At 49.5% G+C, this 17,484-nt stretch carries 12 protein-coding genes, 1 tRNA gene and 1 pseudogene; 9 read left to right on the plus strand and 5 right to left on the minus strand.

Translation table 11 applies throughout. The annotated features are described in order from the left end of the window. Window positions 1–94: 94 nt before the first annotated feature. The 3 genes from oppB (at window position 95) to ACTHUR_RS01250 (ending at window position 3,625) form a co-directional block, all read left to right on the plus strand. Window positions 95–1,015 (plus strand): oligopeptide ABC transporter permease OppB, encoded by a 921-nt coding sequence (oppB, locus tag ACTHUR_RS01240; protein ID WP_036472303.1) that lies wholly within the window; start codon window positions 95–97, stop codon window positions 1,013–1,015. A 72-nt stretch (window positions 1,016–1,087) separates the two neighbouring features. Then, window positions 1,088–1,996 carry an oligopeptide ABC transporter permease OppC gene (gene oppC, locus ACTHUR_RS01245; protein WP_049335539.1) on the plus strand — a complete coding sequence of 303 codons (909 nt, stop codon included), beginning with the start codon at window positions 1,088–1,090 and terminating at the stop codon, window positions 1,994–1,996. A 24-nt stretch (window positions 1,997–2,020) separates the two neighbouring features. After that, window positions 2,021–3,625, plus strand: coding sequence for an ABC transporter ATP-binding protein (locus ACTHUR_RS01250; protein WP_049335541.1), 1,605 nt, complete (start codon window positions 2,021–2,023; stop codon window positions 3,623–3,625). Between the two features lie 79 nt (window positions 3,626–3,704). Here ACTHUR_RS01250 and ACTHUR_RS01255 read toward each other — a convergent pair whose 3' ends face one another. Then, window positions 3,705–4,982 (minus strand): O-acetylhomoserine aminocarboxypropyltransferase/cysteine synthase family protein, encoded by a 1,278-nt coding sequence (locus tag ACTHUR_RS01255; protein WP_049335542.1) that lies wholly within the window; start codon window positions 4,980–4,982, stop codon window positions 3,705–3,707. A 195-nt stretch (window positions 4,983–5,177) separates the two neighbouring features. On the opposite strand from ACTHUR_RS01255, the pseudogene ACTHUR_RS01260 reads away from it, so the two are divergent. Continuing rightward, window positions 5,178–5,388 (plus strand): annotated as a pseudogene (locus tag ACTHUR_RS01260) (IS30 family transposase); the annotation flags it as partial. 243 nt (window positions 5,389–5,631) lie between these two features. On the opposite strand, the gene ACTHUR_RS01265 reads toward ACTHUR_RS01260, so the two are convergent. Then, window positions 5,632–5,722, minus strand: a tRNA-Ser gene (locus ACTHUR_RS01265). A gap of 79 nt (window positions 5,723–5,801) precedes the next feature. Then, window positions 5,802–6,581 carry a peroxide stress protein YaaA gene (gene yaaA / locus ACTHUR_RS01270; protein WP_070695402.1) on the minus strand — a complete coding sequence of 260 codons (780 nt, stop codon included), beginning with the start codon at window positions 6,579–6,581 and terminating at the stop codon, window positions 5,802–5,804. Window positions 6,582–6,751: 170 nt separating this feature from the next. On the opposite strand from yaaA, the gene ACTHUR_RS01275 reads away from it, so the two are divergent. Both ACTHUR_RS01275 and ACTHUR_RS01280 read left to right on the plus strand, forming a co-directional pair. Beyond that, window positions 6,752–7,141 (plus strand): RidA family protein, encoded by a 390-nt coding sequence (locus tag ACTHUR_RS01275; protein ID WP_003746001.1) that lies wholly within the window; start codon window positions 6,752–6,754, stop codon window positions 7,139–7,141. A gap of 69 nt (window positions 7,142–7,210) precedes the next feature. Further along, on the plus strand, window positions 7,211–8,041 hold the full coding sequence (locus ACTHUR_RS01280) for a symmetrical bis(5'-nucleosyl)-tetraphosphatase (protein WP_003746004.1): 831 nt from the start codon (window positions 7,211–7,213) through the stop codon (window positions 8,039–8,041). A gap of 54 nt (window positions 8,042–8,095) precedes the next feature. On the opposite strand, the gene ACTHUR_RS01285 is transcribed toward ACTHUR_RS01280, so the two are convergent. Both ACTHUR_RS01285 and ACTHUR_RS01290 read right to left on the minus strand, forming a co-directional pair. After that, window positions 8,096–9,469 (minus strand): FAD-binding oxidoreductase, encoded by a 1,374-nt coding sequence (locus ACTHUR_RS01285; RefSeq protein ID WP_070695359.1) that lies wholly within the window; start codon window positions 9,467–9,469, stop codon window positions 8,096–8,098. A gap of 95 nt (window positions 9,470–9,564) precedes the next feature. Next, window positions 9,565–9,810 carry a hypothetical protein gene (locus tag ACTHUR_RS01290; protein ID WP_070695360.1) on the minus strand — a complete coding sequence of 82 codons (246 nt, stop codon included), beginning with the start codon at window positions 9,808–9,810 and terminating at the stop codon, window positions 9,565–9,567. Window positions 9,811–10,318: 508 nt separating this feature from the next. Here ACTHUR_RS01290 and ACTHUR_RS01295 point away from each other — a divergent pair. The 3 genes from ACTHUR_RS01295 (at window position 10,319) to glgX (ending at window position 17,436) form a co-directional block, all read left to right on the plus strand. Beyond that, entirely contained in the window at window positions 10,319–10,801 is a 483-nt protein-coding gene (locus tag ACTHUR_RS01295; RefSeq protein ID WP_070695361.1) for an FKBP-type peptidyl-prolyl cis-trans isomerase, read from the plus strand. A gap of 217 nt (window positions 10,802–11,018) precedes the next feature. After that, window positions 11,019–15,305 carry a 1,4-alpha-glucan branching protein GlgB gene (gene glgB / locus ACTHUR_RS01300; protein WP_070695362.1) on the plus strand — a complete coding sequence of 1,429 codons (4,287 nt, stop codon included), beginning with the start codon at window positions 11,019–11,021 and terminating at the stop codon, window positions 15,303–15,305. A 145-nt stretch (window positions 15,306–15,450) separates the two neighbouring features. Next, the gene (gene glgX / locus ACTHUR_RS01305) at window positions 15,451–17,436 is read left to right on the plus strand and encodes a glycogen debranching protein GlgX (RefSeq protein WP_070695363.1); all 1,986 of its coding nucleotides are present in this window, start codon (window positions 15,451–15,453) and stop codon (window positions 17,434–17,436) included. Window positions 17,437–17,484: the final 48 nt, after the last annotated feature.

The following is a 17,484-nucleotide window of genomic DNA, read 5'->3' on the forward strand; positions in this document are numbered from 1 at the left end:
GACGTTACAGACGCCTGCTGCCATTCATCCGATTTCCGCTTCAGGTCAGCTTTGTTTTCACGAGTCCGGTATGTTCAGACAGGACAGCCTGATTATGTTGAAATTCATCATCAAACGGATATGTGCTTCCATCCCGACCATGCTGGTGTTGATTACCGTATCGTTTTTTCTGATGCGGCTTGCACCGGGCAGCCCGTTCACAGGCGAACGCAATTTGCCGCCTGCGGTCATGGCCAACATCGAAGCCAAATACCACCTCAATGACCCGATGTACCTCCAATATTTCCACTACCTCAAGCAGTTGGCGCAGGGGGATTTGGGGCCGTCGTTCAAATATAAAGATTTCAGCGTTAATGAGTTGCTTGCCCAATCCCTGCCAGTATCGGCAGAACTTGGTTTCTACGCCTTTTTGATTGCCGCCATCTTCGGCATGTTTATCGGCATCATCGCCGCCTTAAAACAAAACAGCTGGCTGGATTATTCGCTAATGAGCGGCGCGATGACCGGTATCGTTGTTCCCAGTTTTGTGATGGCGCCGGTATTGGTGCTGGTGTTTGCTGTCAGACTGCAATGGCTGCCTGCAGGCGGCTGGAACGATGGCGCACTGATGAATTTGATTCTGCCTGTCGTTACTTTGTCCATCGGTTATGTGTCCAGTATCGCGCGGATTACGCGGGGTGCGATGATTGAAGTATTGAACAGCCCCTTTATCCGTACGGCACGCGCCAAAGGCCTGCCCATGAGCCGCATCATCCTGCGCCATGCGCTGCGTCCCGCCATGCTGCCGATTGTTTCTTTCTTAGGCCCGGCATTCGTTGGCATCATTACCGGCTCCATTGTGATTGAAAACGTGTTCGGTATTCCCGGCGTCGGACAATTATTTGTCAACGGCGCGCTCAACCGCGACTACGGCATGATTTTGGGTTTGACGATTTTGGTGGGCATTATGACCATTTTGTTCAACGCCATCCTCGATATTCTGTATGCCATTATTGACCCGAAAATCCGTTATTAATCCCATTTGCGCAAAGGCCGTCTGAAACGTTCAGACGGCCTGAAGAAAGAATAAAAAGCGAGAGAGAACATTATGTTATTCAAAAAGAAGCAGACTCAGGCCCTCGCAGAGGCAGCAGAATACGCCCAAGTGCACGGCAAAAGCCTGTGGAGCGACGCATGGCGGCGTTTTAAACAAAACAAAGCGGCGGTGTACAGCATTATTATCCTGTTGCTGATCAGTATTTTTGTGATTGTGGCACCATGGATTGTCCGCTACACCTACGACTTCACCGACTGGGACAATATGCAGATTCCGCCGTCCCTTTCTACTCATCACTATCTGGGTACGGACTTGCTCGGCCGTGATTTGCTGTCGCGTGCGGCAACCGGCGGACGTATTTCCTTGCTGGTCGGTGTGGCCGGCGCATTGGTGGCTGTTGTCATCGGTACGCTTTATGGCGCGATTGCCGGCTTTATCGGCGGTAAGCTCGATTCGCTGATGATGCGCTTTTTGGAAATTTTGAACGCGTTTCCGTTTATGTTTTTCGTCATTCTGCTGACCACATTCTTCGGCCGCAACTTGCTTTTGATTTTTGCCGCCGTGGGTTTGGTGTCTTGGCTGGACGTGGCGCGTATCGTGCGCGGCCAAACCTTGAGCTTGAAGCATAAAGAGTTTGTCGAAGCGGCACGTGTGAGCGGCGTGGCAAAACGTAAAATCGTAACGCGCCACATTATTCCGAATGTTTTGGGTGTGGTGATGGTGTATGCCTCTTTGCTGGTACCGGGCATGATTATGTTTGAATCCTTCTTGAGCTTCTTGGGCTTGGGTGTGCAAGAGCCGATGACCAGTTGGGGTTCGATGCTGCAAGAAGGCGCAATTTCGATGGAAGCCGCACCATGGCAGCTGCTCGTGCCGAGTTTCTTCTTGGTAACCACTTTGTTCTGTTTCAACTTTATCGGCGACGGCCTGCGCGATGCGCTCGACCCGAAAGACCGCTAAACCACAACCAAAAGGATAATCAAAATGACAAAACAGTTACTGGTTGTAGAAAATCTGGACATCAATTTTGAATTGCATGAAAAAAACGTGCACGCCGTGCGTAATGTCAGCTTTAAAGTGGCAGAGGGCGAAACATTGGCTTTGGTCGGCGAGTCCGGCTCGGGCAAGTCTGTAACATCTATGTCCGTTATGCGCCTGTTGCCTGAAAAGTTTGCCCGTTATGGCAAAGATTCGCGCATTACTTTTGACGGCATTTCCATTTTGGATGCCGATGAGAAAACCCTGCGTGATTTGCGCGGCAACCGCATCAGCGTGATTTTCCAAGAGCCGATGACCTCGCTCAATCCGTTTATGCGTATCGGTGCGCAACTGATTGAAGCGGCGCGTGTGCACAATAAAAAGCTCGGCCGCAAAGAAGCAGGGCTGAAGGCATTGGCATTGTTGGAGCGTGTGGGCATCAAAGAAGCCGAACGCCGCATGAAACAATATCCACACGAGTTTTCCGGCGGCCAGCTGCAACGCATCATGATTGCCATGGCACTCATTAATGAACCTGACCTGCTGATTGCCGACGAACCGACCACGGCTTTGGATGTAACCATTCAAGCCGAGATTCTCGATTTGCTCCACGATTTGCAACAGCAAATGGGCATGGCGATTATCTTCATTACCCACGATTTGGGTTTGGCGGAACACTATTCCAAAACCGTCTGCGTCATGCGTAACGGCGAAATTGTCGAGCGCGGCAAAATCAAAGAAGTTTTTGCCCATCCGAAGCACGAATATACCGCCGAACTCATCAATGCCATTCCCAAAGGCATGAAAGAGCCGGAAGAAAACAACGCCGGTGTGTTAATCGATGCCGATAATGTCAATGTTTCTTTCGTATTGAAGCAAAGCTTTTTTGGCAAGCCGCTCAAAACTTTCGACGCCGTCAAAGGCATCAGCCTCAAAATAAAAGAAGGGGAAACATTGGGCGTTGTCGGCGAGTCCGGTTCCGGAAAATCCACGCTGGGCAAAGCCGTCATGCAGATGCTGCCTTATACCGGCCATATCTTCTTTGAAGGCAAAGACCTGAAAAACTATACAGCCGAGGAAGCATGCCGTCTGAAATCGCAACGGCAAATTGTGTTCCAAGATCCGTTCGGTTCGCTTTCCCCACGCCTTACAGTTGGTGAAATTATTGGTGAAGGTTTGACGGTTCATCATCCTGAGATGACTAAAAAAGAACGTATCCAGCGCGTTTTGGAAGTCATGAAGGAAGTGTCCCTGCCGCTTGACGCGCTCAACCGTTATCCGCATGAATTCTCCGGCGGCCAGCGTCAGCGTATAGCTATTGCACGCGCCGTTATCCTGCGCCCGAAATTCATTCTTTTGGACGAGCCGACTTCTGCACTTGACCGTTCCGTACAATCCAAAGTAGTCGAGCTTTTGCGCGATTTGCAAAAGAAATACGGCCTGACTTATATGTTCATCAGTCATGATTTGTCTGTCGTGCGCGCCGTTAGCGATAATGTGATCGTGATGAAGCAGGGCGAAATGGTTGAGTACGGCAGCGCGGATCAGATTTTCCACCATCCGCAAAACGATTACACCAAACGTTTGATTAACGCCGCATTTGATTTGTAGAAAAGGAAAAGGCCGTCTGAAAAGAAATTTTCAGACGGCCTTTTTAAGCGGAGGCTTTTTTCATCTAATGAGCGATTGCTTATGCCTGTACGGCATCCAATGCCTGCGCCAAGTCGGCAAGCAAATCGTCGATATGCTCGATACCCACGCTCAGGCGTACCATGTCGGGGCTGACGCCTGCTGCGGCGAGTTCTGCATCGTCAAGCTGACGGTGGGTCGTTGTGGCAGGATGGGTAGCCAGCGATTTGGCATCGCCGATATTCACCAAACGCAGGAAGAGTTGCAGTGCGTCAATGAATTTCGCGCCGGCTTCACGACCGCCTTTAATACCAAAACTCAGCAAACCTGAGGCTTTTCCGCCGTAGTCGCGGTCAATCAAAGCTTTATACGGACTGTCAGGCAGTGCAGGATAGTTCACCCATTCGACCCGCGGATGTTTCTTTAAGAATTCGGCTACTTTTAGGGCGTTTTCGCAATGACGTTCCATACGCAGGGCGAGGGTTTCCAAACCTTGAAGCAGTAAAAATGCGCTGTGCGGAGACAGGGCGGCACCGGTATTACGCAATGGGACGACACGGGCACGGGCGATATAGGCTGCCGCACCAAAATGTTCGCAGTAGTTTACGCCGTGGTAAGACGGATCAGGCTGATTGAAGGTTTTTTCAAAACGCGGATTGCCTGCCCATTGGAATTTGCCGCCGTCGATAATGGCACCGCCAATCGTTGTGCCGTGGCCGCCGATGTATTTTGTCAGAGATTGGATAACAATGTCGGCTCCGTGTTCTATCGGGCGGAACAATGTAGGCGTAGCAACGGTGTTGTCCACCATTAGTGGTAGCCCTTGAGCGTGCGCGGCTTGGGCGAATGCTGGAATATCAACGACATTGATGGCAGGATTGCCGATAGATTCGCAATACACCAGTTTGGTGCGGCTGTCGGTATTGGCGGCGATTTCTTCGGGTTTGGCCGGATCGATAAAGCGTACTTCTATGCCTTGGCGCGGCAGGCTGTGAGCAAAGAAATTGTATGTGCCGCCGTAGAGGGTTTTGGTTGCAATGATGTTGTCGCCTGCTTCAGCCAAGGTTTGAACGGCATAGGTAATTGCCGCCATACCGCTGGCGACAGCCAATGCGGCGATACCGCCTTCCAAACGGGCAACGCGTTCTTCCAAAACGGCAGTGGTCGGATTCATCATACGGGTGTAGATATTGCCCGCTACATCAAGGTTGAACAAGTCTGCGCCGTGTTGCGTGTTGTCGAAAGTGTAGGAAGTGGTTTGGTAAATGGGGACAGCAGCGGATTTGGTAGTTGGTTCGGATTGATAGCCTGCATGCAGGGCAATGGTTTCCCGTTTCATTTAAATATCCTTGTAGCGATTAAATAATGATAAATAGAGGCCAGCAGATTCGGATTTGAAGGGCAAACTTTCCATAACGGAAAAGTTCGGTATGTAGCAGCATACAGCCTTTCCTATAAGAAAGATTACCCTGAGCGACACTCAACTGACCCAAGAAGAACGATATCACATTCAAGACCTGTCCTACCACCACACCATCATCGAATGACACCCCATCATAATGCCGTTTACCGCGACCTTCTCCAAGATAAAAGCAACGGCAGTACTCTTTGGCAACAGCTCAGAATATGCAGCAAACCCTACCGCAAATGATACGGCAGCACACGGCTCTGAGGCAAAATGCACGATCGCGTCGGCATAGGAAAAGCCCCACATGGTTGAGCAAAAATTCCGCATTGGTGATGGGTAGGCAGATACCATTGACGGCAAAGATTAGAAAAGCGGAGACCTTGGCAAAAATCCCTCAAATTCCTAAATGTCTGGGTAGGACTTTAGGGATTTGGGGGAGTTTTAAAGGTTTTAGGCCGTCTGAAACTGCGTTATAGAAAGTTTCAGACGGCCCTTGGGTATTCTTTGGATTTGAAAATAAAAAAAGACTTGAATCATCAAGTCTCGCATTTCATTTTTACTGGATAAAAAATATCAAGAATGGCGGAAGCGGTGAGATTCGAACTCACGGAGGGCTATCAACCCTCGACGGTTTTCAAGACCGTTGCATTAAACCGCTCTGCCACGCTTCCGTTCTTGAAGCCGTAATACTAATGGAACTTACGGCCTTTGCCAAGAGGTATTTTAGAAAAAATATCTAGGATTCTGTTTTTATTTAGATTGTTCTTTACGCATGAATACCCATTCGGCTTCGTTTGAAGCTGCTTCATTGAATGAATAGCCTTCGTAGTCGAAGTTTTTGAGCATTTCAGGCTCGGTAATGCCGTGTTCTGCCGCGTAGCGCACCATCAAACCGCGCGCACGCTTGGCGTAGAAGCTGATGATTTTGTATTTGCCGTTTTTCTCGTCTTTAAAAATCGGCGTAATCAGGCGTGCGTTGAGTTTTTTGGTGTTGACGGATTTGAAATATTCTTGTGAGGCGAGGTTGATTAAAACGTTGCTACCGGCCTGCTTCAGTGTTTGGTTGAGCAGGTCGGTAATTTTATCGCCCCAAAATTCGTAGAGGTTTTTACCGCGCGAGTTGGCAAAGACCGTGCCCATTTCCAAGCGGTAGGGCTGCATCAAGTCGAGCGGGCGCAGTACGCCGTATAGGCCGGAGAGCAGGCGGACGTGTTGTTGCAGGTATTCGATTTGCTCCGGCTTGAGTGTATCGGCGGCGATACCTTCATAGACGTCGCCGTTGAACATAAATACGGCCTGCTTGGCGTTTTCAGGTGTAAACGGCGTGTGCCATACGGCATTGCGTTCGGCGTTGAGCAGGGCTATTTTGTCGGAAACGTGCATCAGCTCGGCGATTTGTTGAGGGGCAAGCTGACGCAACTCCTGCATCAGGATTTCTGCTTCGGGCAGAAGGTCGGGCTGGGTAAAGCTGCTGACGGGGGAGGGGTCTTTTTCGTTGAGGTTTTTGGCTGGGGATAAGACAAAAAACATAATAATTTCGGCTTTGAAATGAATAATGTGTGGGATTGTAGGTTTAAAATCGAGGAAGAACAAGACGGGCTAAACGCATTAATTGAATGCTTTTATTGAAACGTATTTCTGTTGAAAGTAAAATTCGAAGCTTCCACCTGTTTCTGACATTTCTACTTGAGGAGAATATCATGTCTAAAACCATTATCCATACTGACAAAGCCCCTGCCGCAATTGGTGCATACAGCCAAGCAGTCCGCGCAGGCGATACGGTTTATATGAGCGGTCAGATTCCTTTGGATCCGGCCACAATGACTGTGGTCGGTAATGGTGACTTCCGTGCCGAAGCCGTGCAAGTATTTAAAAACCTGCAAGCCGTAGCCGAAGCGGCCGGCGGTTCTTTGAACGATATCGTCAAACTCAATGCTTATTTGACTGATTTGGCCAACTTTGCAGTGTTTAATGAAGTGATGGCTGAATTTATCGAGCAACCTTTCCCTGCGCGTGCGGCAGTTGGTGTGGCCAGCCTGCCTAAAGGCGTTCAGGTTGAAGCGGAAGCAGTATTGGTTTTAAACGCATAATTGATGTTTTAGACGGCCTGAGCTGGGCTTGAGGCCGTCTGAAAAGAATAACAACGGAAAACAATAATAATGGCACATTACGCAATCGGAGACATTCAAGGCTGCTTTGACGAACTGACTTTGCTGCTTGCCAAAATCGGCTTTAATCATGGTACGGACACCCTTTGGCTGGTCGGAGATATTGTCAATCGCGGCCCGAAATCATTGGAAACCTTGAAATTTGCCAAAGAACACGACAGCAGTGTGCAAATGGTTTTGGGTAATCATGATTTGCATCTTTTGGCAGTCGGTTGCGGTGAAGGCACGCTCAAGCGCAGCGATACGGTTGAGCCGATTTTGACCCATCCCGAGAGTCAATCCCTATTGGACTGGCTGCGTCATCAACCGCTTTTGGTGCGCGGCAACAGGCATGTGATGGTGCATGCCGGTATTTTGCCGCAATGGTCGGTTGATAAGGCCGAAAGCCTTGCCCGTGAAGCCGAGGCTGAATTGCAAGGTAAAAAATACAGAAAATTTTTTGGCAAAATGTACGGCAACAAGCCGACTGCGTGGACGGATGATTTGACCGGCTACGAGCGCCTGCGGATGATTGTCAATGTCTTTACCCGTATGCGTGCGCTGACGTACAAAGGCGAATTGGATTACGAATATAAATCCACTTTGAAGAAAATGCCGCTTTACCTGCGCCCTTGGTTTAAAGCGCCTGATAGGCAGAATTTGGATTATATTACCGTGTTCGGGCATTGGTCGTCGTTGGGCTACGTTAACACAGACCAAGTAATTGCTTTGGATACCGGTGCGTTGTGGGGCGGAGAGCTGACAGCGGTCAATTTGGATACCAACGAAGTGATACAGGTACCGTCATTGGGCGGATTGGACTGGAAAACGGCATTAAAATAGTTTGGATAAGATAAAAGGCCGTCTGAAATGTTTCAGACGGCCTTTTTGTATTGGTTAATCCAAAGAAGGAAGGAGTTTTCCCGGATTCATAATGCCGTAAGGGTCAAGCTGATTTTTGATGGCATGCATCAGAGCAAGTTCGGCCTGTGTACGCACTCGGGGCAGCCAATGTTTTTTGATGATGCCTACGCCGTGTTCGGCGGCAATCGTGCCGTGGCAGGCAAGGATGTTTTCATAAACAATGGTATTGACGGCATCTTCGTATTGGTAGGCTTCGTTGCTCAATACGTTGGGCAGGAATGTATTGTAATGCAGGCTACCGTCGCCTAAATGTCCGAAGCAGACAATTTGTATGCCGGGGAAACGGGTTTCCAAGGCAGGCGCGCATTGGCGGACAAAAGCGGCTACTTGGGCGATAGGGACGGCGATATCGTGTTTGATGCTGGTGCCGAGTTTGCGTTGGGAGGCGGAAATATTTTCACGCAGGGTCCACAAATCGGAGCGTTCTTGCTCGGATTGCGCCAAGATACTGTTTTCCCATCCGTTTTGATAGAGAAATTCGGCAAGCTTTTCATCCAAACCTGCGTCGGGAACAGAGTCGGCAAGTTCAATCAAAATATGCCATTCCGCATCGGCAGGCTTTTTGAGTTGGCTGAATTCCGAAGATAAATCGAGGGCAAAGCGGCTGATCAGCTCGAAACTGGTCAAGCGTTCGGCAAAATGGCCTTGCACAGCGGTCAAAAGCGAGACGGCAGATTCAATATCATCTAGGCCTACCCATGCGGTCGCTTTGGTTTTGGGCTGGGCAAAGAGTTTGAGTGTGGCGGCGGTAATGATGCCTAATGTTCCTTCGCTGCCGATAAAAAGATGGCGCAAGTCGTAGCCGGTCGTGTTTTTGTGTAGGGGCTGAAGGTGGGAAACCAGTTCGCCGTTGGGTAAAACGACTTCCAAACCCAATACCAAATCACGCATGCTACCGTAACGCAAGACATTCAAACCGCCTGCATTGCAGGCGATATTGCCGCCGATTTGGCAAGAGCCCTCGCTGGCAAGGCTGAGCGGAAACAGTCGTCCTGCTTTGTCTGCTGCCTTTTGGGCATTTTGCAAAATTACGCCGGCCTCAACCGTCATGCTGTTGTCGGCAAGGTTGATATCGCGGATGCGGTTGAGTTTGGAGAGGTTGAGCAGTACGCCTTCGGTGGTTACCGTTGCGCCGCATAATCCGGTATTGCCGCCTTGCGGGGTGACGCGGATGCGGTTTTCAAAACAGAAACGCATGATTTTCTGCACGCTTTCGACAGAGTTCGGCTGTAAGACAATATCCGGCGAAGAAACAAAACGGCGGCGTTGGTCGTTTAACAAGGCCGGAGTGGCTTCGATGATTTCAGAGGCGGAAAGAAACTCAGCAAAACGGTCGTGAAGGTGCATGGCAGTCAGGCGGAAAAGTCGGGAAGGGGAGTGAGAGGAATGTAAAAAAGCAGGATACGCAATGGTATCCTGCTTTTTTTATATTCAAAAGAATATTATTTAGCAGCTTCAGAAGCGGCAGAAGCAGCGGCATCAGTAGCAGACGCAGCAGCTTCAGTAGCAGAAGCAGCAGCTTCGGTAGCGGCAGAAGCAGCGGCATCAGCAGTAGAAGCAGCAGCTTCAGTAGCAGAAGCAGCGGCTTCAGAAGCAGCAGAAGCGGCAGTTTCAGCAGCTTTATCAGCACCGCCACAAGCGGCCAAAGCTAAAGACAACAAAGCAGCAGCGAACAGAGATTTTTTCATTTTTAAGAACCTTTTTTAAATCGATTTAAACTAAAAATAGCCGTCAGACGGCCTATACAGTAGAAATTCATTGCTGAATTTTTCGATATTATGCCCCACGGGATAGGTCAATGCAACGTTGCGTAACCGTTTGCCGGCTAAAATCAATACGAAAATAGTGAAAATAATGTAAATCATATTGGCGCGCGAAAAATCATCTGAAAATATTCATTATTGATGAAGATTTTAAAAACATATTATATTCAATTGGTTGTGTGGTTTTATTTGTTATTGGTTTTAAGGGTTTGGAATGTTTTTGCTTTGGGGAAGTTTTTTGTAATTTAATCACTTTGTGTTGTGAAAAAGCAACTTCTGCTTATTGAAATCATTTGATTTTGCTTTTTTATATAGGCTTTTATCTTTTTGTCGCATTTGAATGGGGTATTTATTAAAGCAAGCCGATTGTTTGGTTGCGGCTGTGATAGAATAACCGTAGCGTAACTTTTAAATATTGATTAAGGACGGCATGATGTCTATTGTTAAAAATTCCGTAGTTTCCCTGCATTATGAAATGTACGATGCCAACAACCAGCTGTTGGACAAAACCGAAGAGCCGATTGCTTACCTGCATGGCGGTTATGACGGTATTTTCCCTTTGGTGGAAGAAGCGTTGCACGGCAAAAATGTAGGCGATACCGTCGAAGTGGCTTTGTCGCCCGATGATGCTTTCGGCGAACAAGATCCTGATCTGGTGCGTATTGAAGATGTCAGCGTGTTTCCTGTTGAAGTCGAAGTCGGCATGATGTTTGAAGCCGATGATCCGGAAACCGGTGATGTATTGATTTATCGTGTAACCGATGTTGCCGACGGCAAAGCCGTGGTGGACGGCAACCATCCTTTGGCCGGTATGAAAGTATTGTTCAAAGCGACTGTTGAGGGCGTGCGCGATGCGACCGAGGAAGAAATTGCCCACGGTCACGTACATGGTCCGCACGGTCATCACCATCACTAATCAGGCTTAAAGCATGATAAAGGCCGTCTGAAAAGGAATGAAATCCTCCTTTTCAGACGGCCTTTAAGTTTTTACAAGACAGATAAATAGGAAATTTTGGCTCAGGTCAAATCAAGCGGGGAAATATGGGGTTTGTTTGAGACTACAATGAATTACATATCACGGTGCGGCAGAATCTGTATTAAGATTCAGATATTGGTAAAACAGGCAGAATGCAATGAGTGAAACATTGGAGCAGCAGGCGGTGCAGGCCGGTATTGATTTAGGTTACCACGACATCAACGGCACTTATCATGTGACCAAAACGGAAGTTTTGGAATCGATTGTCGCTGTTTTGGATAAAAGCAAACCGGATTCAGACGGCCTTTATTTGAATACGATGGTTGCGCATGAAAATGGCGAAGAATCTTTACAGATGCCGTCTGAATTTCATGGTGCTGAAGCAGTCGTATTGATTGATGAAGCAGATAAATGTCAGACCTTGACTTTGTATCCGGGCGACAACGATACGCTTTGGATTAAGCTGCCCCAACTGGCTTGCGGTTATTACACTTTGTCGGCCGAGACCGGCGGCAAAAGTTGCTTTGTGCGCCTGATTGTTGCGCCTGAATCGGTTTATCAGCCTAAACTGCTTGCCAATGGCGGACGGATGAATGGTTTGACCATGCATTTGTACAGCCTGCGTTCTGAGCGCAACTGGGGTATAGGCGACTTTACCGATTTGTTGAACCTGATGAAATATGCGGCGGAGAAAAAGCTGGATTTTGTCGGTATTAACCCTTTGCACGCTTTGTTTACCAGCAAGCCCGCCTTTGCCAGCCCGTATAGCCCTTCTTCGCGCGAATGGCTCAATCCGATTTATTTGGATGTTGAGAAGGTCGGTGCGTTCACTTATAACGAGCAACTGAAAAACTGGCTGGCGCAACCGAAAATCCGTCAGCGCATCGCTGCTTTGCGTATCACGGAAACGGTGACTTATACCGCGGTTTGGGCGTGCAAGCGTGATGCGCTGCACATGGCGTTTAACGCGTTTGAACAAGATACTTGCGAAGCTGCGGAAAATGAACGCGCTGCATTTGAAGCTTTTGTATTAGAAAAAGGCAAAGCCTTACGGGGCTTCGGTTTGTTTGAGGCTTTGGACCAGTATTACAGCCGCCCAGGGCAAGTGGGTTGGCAGTCATGGCCGTCTGAATTTCATCAGCCTGATGGCGAAGCGGTAGAAAAATTCGCACGCAGCCATGAACGTGAAATCCGTTTTTATATGTGGTTGCAATGGCTTTGTGCGGAGCAGTTGCGCGAAGTCAACCAAGCCGCTGCCGAATACGGTGTCAAACTCGGCATTTACGGCGATTTGGCAGTCGGCGTGGCGCGCGGCAGCGCGGATACTTGGTTAAACCGCCAAGATTATTGTATGGACTTGTCAGTCGGCGCACCGCCCGATCCTTTGGGGCCGACAGGGCAGAATTGGGATTTGCCGCCGCTTAATCCGTCGATGTTGAAGCATACGGGCTATGAAAAATTTGCCCATCTGCTGCGCGAAAACATGCGCCTGTATGGCGTATTGCGGATCGACCATGTGATGGCATTGTGCCGTTTGTGGTGGGTGTTAAACGGTAAAACGGCGGATTTCGGCGCGTATGTGCATTACGATGCCGAAGTGATGTTTGCTATTTTGGCGTTGGAAAGCCGGCGCAACCGTTGCGTCATCATCGGCGAGGATTTGGGGACGGTACCTGACGAAGCCCGCCATCTGCTCAACCGCTATCAGGTGTTCTCATACAAAGTAATGTATTTCAGCAAGGGCTGGAACGGTTTCCAATTGCCGGAAGAATACCCCGAGCAGGCGATTACGGTCATCAGCACCCACGATGTTGCGCCTTTGGCTGGCTATTGGACAGGCAAAGATTTGGATACGATGTTCAAACTTGGTACTCTGCCTGATGCAGCCGCTTTTCAGACGGCCTTGGATGAGCGCGAACACGATAAAGCCGATTTGCTGGATAAATTGAAAGAAACCGGTTGTCTGGGTGCAGACGTACAAATGCCGGCAAAAGCCGATGAAACCTTGCTGGCGGCTTTGCATAAATACGGCGCATTGAGCCGCAGCAAGCTTTACGCCGTACAACTGGAAAACCTGCTGGGCGTCATTGACAATCTGAATGTCCCGGGTGTGACCGAAGGCTATCCGAACTGGGCGCAAAAAATGCCGGTTTCTTTGGAAGATTTCCTACAACACCGCCTCATGGGCGGCCAACTTGCCATTATTGACGAGGTACGCATGAAAACAAACAGCCAAATCAAGACTTATCATGAACTTGACCAAATCGAGCGCGATACGGTCGAAAGCCTGTTTCTTGCCACCCATAGCGATGTGTTCGCTTATCTGGGACGACACCGCCTTGCAGAGGGCGATGAAGTGGTACGCGTTTTGATTCCCGGCGCAGTAAGCGTGGATATCGTGAACCGCCGCAGCGGCGAACTCATCGTGCCGTCTGAAAAAATTGATGAACGCGGTTTCTTTGTGGCCGTCTTGCCCGATGATGCGCCCGATTACGCTTTGCGTATCCGTTACACCGAAGATACCGAGCCAGTGATTGAAGAAGACCCTTATCATTTCGGCTCTGCGTTGCAAGACATGGATTCCTGGCTGTTGGCCGAAGGCAAACACCTGCGTCCTTATGAGACTTTAGGCGCGCATTTTGCCGAGTTGGACGGCGTGAAGGGTGTACGTTTTGCCGTCTGGGCGCCCAATGCGCAACGCGTTTCCGTTATCGGCGAGTTCAACAACTGGGACGGCCGCCGCCACGTCATGCGTTTCCACCGCGACAACGGCATTTGGGACATCTTCATTCCTGCCGTCAAACTCAATGCCCTCTACAAATTTGAAATCCGCGATGCCAACGGCAATGTGCGCGAAAAAGCCGACCCGTATGCTTTTGGTGCGGAACTACGCCCGACCACGGCATCTATCGTGCGCGGCTTGCCTGACGAAGTGGAAGAACCGGCCTTCCGCGCCCGCGCCAACGCCATTGATGCGCCGATCAGCATTTATGAAGTACATTTGGGTTCGTGGAAGCGCAATCCGGAAAACAATTTCTGGCTGACTTACGAACAGCTCGCCAAAGAATTGGTCGCATACGTCAAAGACATGGGCTTCACCCATATCGAGTTCCTGCCTGTTTCCGAATATCCGTTTGACGGCTCATGGGGCTATCAGGCAACCGGTTTGTATGCGCCGACCAGCCGTTTCGGTTCGCCGGAAGAATTGCGCGCATTGATTAAAGCCGCGCACGACGAAGGCATCAGCGTTATCCTCGACTGGGTGGTCGGACACTTCCCGACCGACGACCACGGCCTGGCCAAGTTTGACGGCACCGCGCTGTACGAACACGCCGATCCGCGCGAAGGCTACCATCAAGACTGGAACACCCTGATTTACAACTTCGGCAGAAACGAAGTGAAAAACTTCCTGCAAGGCAACGCCCTGTATTGGATAGAACGTTTCGGCTTCGACGGTATCCGCGTTGACGCGGTTGCTTCGATGATTTACCGCAACTACTCACGCAAAGACGGCGAGTGGATTCCGAACCAATACGGCGGCCATGAAAACCTTGAAGCCATCGCTTTCCTGCGCGATACCAACACCATGTTGAAAGAGGAAGTTCCGGCTGCGACCGAAATTGCCGAAGAATCTACTTCATTCGCCAATGTGACCCGCCAAGAAGGTTTGAACTTCAGCTTCAAATGGAATATGGGCTGGATGAATGATACTTTGCGTTACATGATGGAAGATCCCATCAACCGCAAATATCACCACAACAAAATGACCTTCGGCATGATGTACCAGTACAGCGAAAACTTCGTCCTGCCACTTTCACACGATGAAGTCGTACACGGCAAACGCTCGCTGCTCGGACGGATGCCCGGCGACTGTTGGCAACAATTTGCCAACCTGCGCGCCTACTACGGCTTTATGTACGGCTTCCCCGGCAAAAAACTTTTGTTTATGGGCAGCGAGTTTGCACAAGGCCGAGAATGGAACTACAACGAAGGACTGGATTGGTTCCTGCTGGAGCAAGAGGGCGGCTGGCACAAAGGCGTACAAGACTTCGTACGCGAATTGAACCATGTCTATAAAGACACCGCGCCGCTTTACCAGCTTGACCAATGGCCGGAAGGCTTTGAATGGCTGGTCGCTGACGACGGCAATAATTCCGTTTTTGTCTTCGAACGCCGCGACCGCGAAGGCAACCGCGTTATCGTCATCAGCAACTTCACGCCTGTAGTGCGTGAAGGTTACCGCTTCGGTGTGAATTCTGCCGGCGAATACCGCGAAATCCTCAATTCAGACGACCTGCATTACAAAGGCAGCGGCGTTTCTGCCGGCGCAACGGTGGAGACAGAAGAAGTTTGGTCGCATGGCAAACCAAATTCCCTGTCTGTGACCGTACCGCCGTTGGCAACTGTTTACCTGTATCAGGCGGCAGTCAAAGAAGAAGCGTAAATCAACTTTGAGGGTGGGCATCCTGCCTGCCCAATCAGCTGAAAATTAAAAGATAGTGGTATCAATATGACTCAAGGCCGTCTGAAAGATTTTCAGACGGCCTTATATTGGACACGAAACCAAATACATACCAAGGAATCATTCTATGTCTGCCAAATCATGGCATATCGAGGAAGGCAAGCCTTATCCCATGGGCGCGACCCTGACAAGCAAGGGCTCGAATTTTACCTTGTTTTCCATCAATGCCGAAAAGGTCGAATTGTGTCTGTTTGATAAGGATAAAGAAACCCGTTTGGAGATGCCTTCGCGGCGCGGTTCGGTATTTTACGGATTTGTGCCGGATGTTAAGGCAGGGCAGCGATACGGTTTCCGCGTGTATGGACGTGAAAACGCAGAATATGGCTCATGTTTCAATCCCAATAAATTGCTGATTGACCCGTATTCCAAAAAAATTGACGGCAAACCAAGCTACCGTAACGCCGAAGAAATGGCATGGTTCAGGCCGGAAGATGAACGCGACAATGCCGCCGTTGCGCCGAAAAGCGTCGTGGTCGGACGCAGCCGATTTAATTGGGCCAAAGATTGCCGTCCGGAAATACCGTGGGGCAAAACCGTTATTTATGAAGCCCATGTCAAAGGGGTGACCAAGCAATTCCCTGATTTGAAGTATGCAGGCACTTATAAAGCCTTGTGCGATAAACGGGTTTTGGCCTATTTGCAAGAATTGGGGGTAACGACGGTCGAGCTGCTGCCGATTCATTTTCATCTGGATGAATACCATCTTCAGCAGATGGGCTTGAGCAATTATTGGGGCTACAACACTTATTCCCATTTTGCCGTTGAGCCGTCTTATGCCGACAATCCCGAACGTGCGGCGGCAGAATTTAAACAAGCGGTCAAAGCCCTGCATCAGGCAGGTTTGGAAGTGATTTTAGATGTTGTGTACAACCACACGGCCGAGCAGGACGACAAAGGCCCGATGCTGTGTCAGCGCGGTATCGACAACACCTTATGGTATTGGCACACCCCTTACGGCAATTATGAAAACTGGTCGGGTTGCGGCAATACGCTCAATATTGTCCGGCGCGACGTTACCCGTTGGGCGGCAGACAGCCTGCGCTATTGGGCGGAAGAGTTTCATATCGACGGCTTTCGTTTCGATTTGGGAACCGTATTGGGACGCGAACCCGATTTCCAATCGTACGGCCGTTTTTTCCAAGTCCTGTATCAAGATCCTGTGTTGGCCGGTTTGAAGCTGATTGTCGAAGCATGGGACATCGGCGAGGGCGGCTATCACTTGGGTAATTTCCCGCAACCTTTTGCCGAATGGAACGGCCGTTTCCGCGATGACATGCGCGCGTTTTGGTCATGGGAAAGCGGCAATTTGGGCGCATTTGCCGAACGCTTGGCCGGGTCGTCCGATATTTTCAACCACAGCGGCCGCCACCCGTCCGCCAGCATCAACTTCATTACTGCACACGACGGCTTCACTCTGCGTGATTTGGTCAGCTATAACGAAAAACACAACGAAGCTAACGGCGAAAACAACCGCGACGGGCATAATGAAAACATCAGCTACAACCACGGCGTAGAAGGCGAAACCGATGATGAAGAGGTTTTGCAAAATCGTGAATACACCTCCAAAGCGCTGCTTGCCTCCTTATTTTTATCCAACGGTACGCCCATGCTTTTGGCAGGCGATGAGTTCGGCAACAGTCAGCAAGGCAACAACAACAGCTACTGCCAAGATAATCCGATTACATGGTTGGATTGGCAAAATGAGCCTCATGAGTTGCAAAATTACACTCAAGCGCTGATACGCGTACGCAGCCAAATCAAGCTTCTGACAGATGATTGCTGGTGGGAAAAAGAGCGTGTGCAATGGCTCAATGCGGATGGCAGCCCGATGACCGAATATTGTTGGCACAACAGGGGCAGCAAGGCAATTCAGGTTGTTTTGGACGATGAATGGCTGCTGTTGGTCAATGCCAAACGTAGTCGTCAGTTATTTAACCTGCCTCAAGGCAATTGGGAAATTTCTTGCGTACCATCTGAGAAATTTAATTACGAAGAGGCTGGGAAATGTGTTGTTGAGCATATGGGGATTTGGATTTTACATAAAACAAATTAAATGAGAATTAAACTATTGGTTGATTAACTCTTTGATATTTTGTCAGTA

The organism is Neisseria sp. P0021.S007, assembly GCF_051956855.1.

Bases quoted from the DNA above. Each gene is read 5' to 3' on its own strand.
- ACTHUR_RS01280 (WP_003746004.1), top strand. From the start codon at position 7,211: ATGGCACATTACGCAATCGGAGACATTCAAGGCTGCTTTGACGAACTG.
- ACTHUR_RS01295 (WP_070695361.1), top strand. From the start codon at position 10,319: ATGTCTATTGTTAAAAATTCCGTAGTTTCCCTGCATTATGAAATGTAC.
- glgX (WP_070695363.1), top strand. From the start codon at position 15,451: ATGTCTGCCAAATCATGGCATATCGAGGAAGGCAAGCCTTATCCCATG.
- oppB (WP_036472303.1), top strand. From the start codon at position 95: ATGTTGAAATTCATCATCAAACGGATATGTGCTTCCATCCCGACCATG.
- ACTHUR_RS01250 (WP_049335541.1), top strand. From the start codon at position 2,021: ATGACAAAACAGTTACTGGTTGTAGAAAATCTGGACATCAATTTTGAA.
- ACTHUR_RS01275 (WP_003746001.1), top strand. From the start codon at position 6,752: ATGTCTAAAACCATTATCCATACTGACAAAGCCCCTGCCGCAATTGGT.
- yaaA (WP_070695402.1), bottom strand. From the start codon at position 6,581: ATGTTTTTTGTCTTATCCCCAGCCAAAAACCTCAACGAAAAAGACCCC.
- oppC (WP_049335539.1), top strand. From the start codon at position 1,088: ATGTTATTCAAAAAGAAGCAGACTCAGGCCCTCGCAGAGGCAGCAGAA.
- ACTHUR_RS01285 (WP_070695359.1), bottom strand. From the start codon at position 9,469: ATGCACCTTCACGACCGTTTTGCTGAGTTTCTTTCCGCCTCTGAAATC.
- glgB (WP_070695362.1), top strand. From the start codon at position 11,019: ATGAGTGAAACATTGGAGCAGCAGGCGGTGCAGGCCGGTATTGATTTA.
- ACTHUR_RS01290 (WP_070695360.1), bottom strand. From the start codon at position 9,810: ATGAAAAAATCTCTGTTCGCTGCTGCTTTGTTGTCTTTAGCTTTGGCC.
- ACTHUR_RS01255 (WP_049335542.1), bottom strand. From the start codon at position 4,982: ATGAAACGGGAAACCATTGCCCTGCATGCAGGCTATCAATCCGAACCA.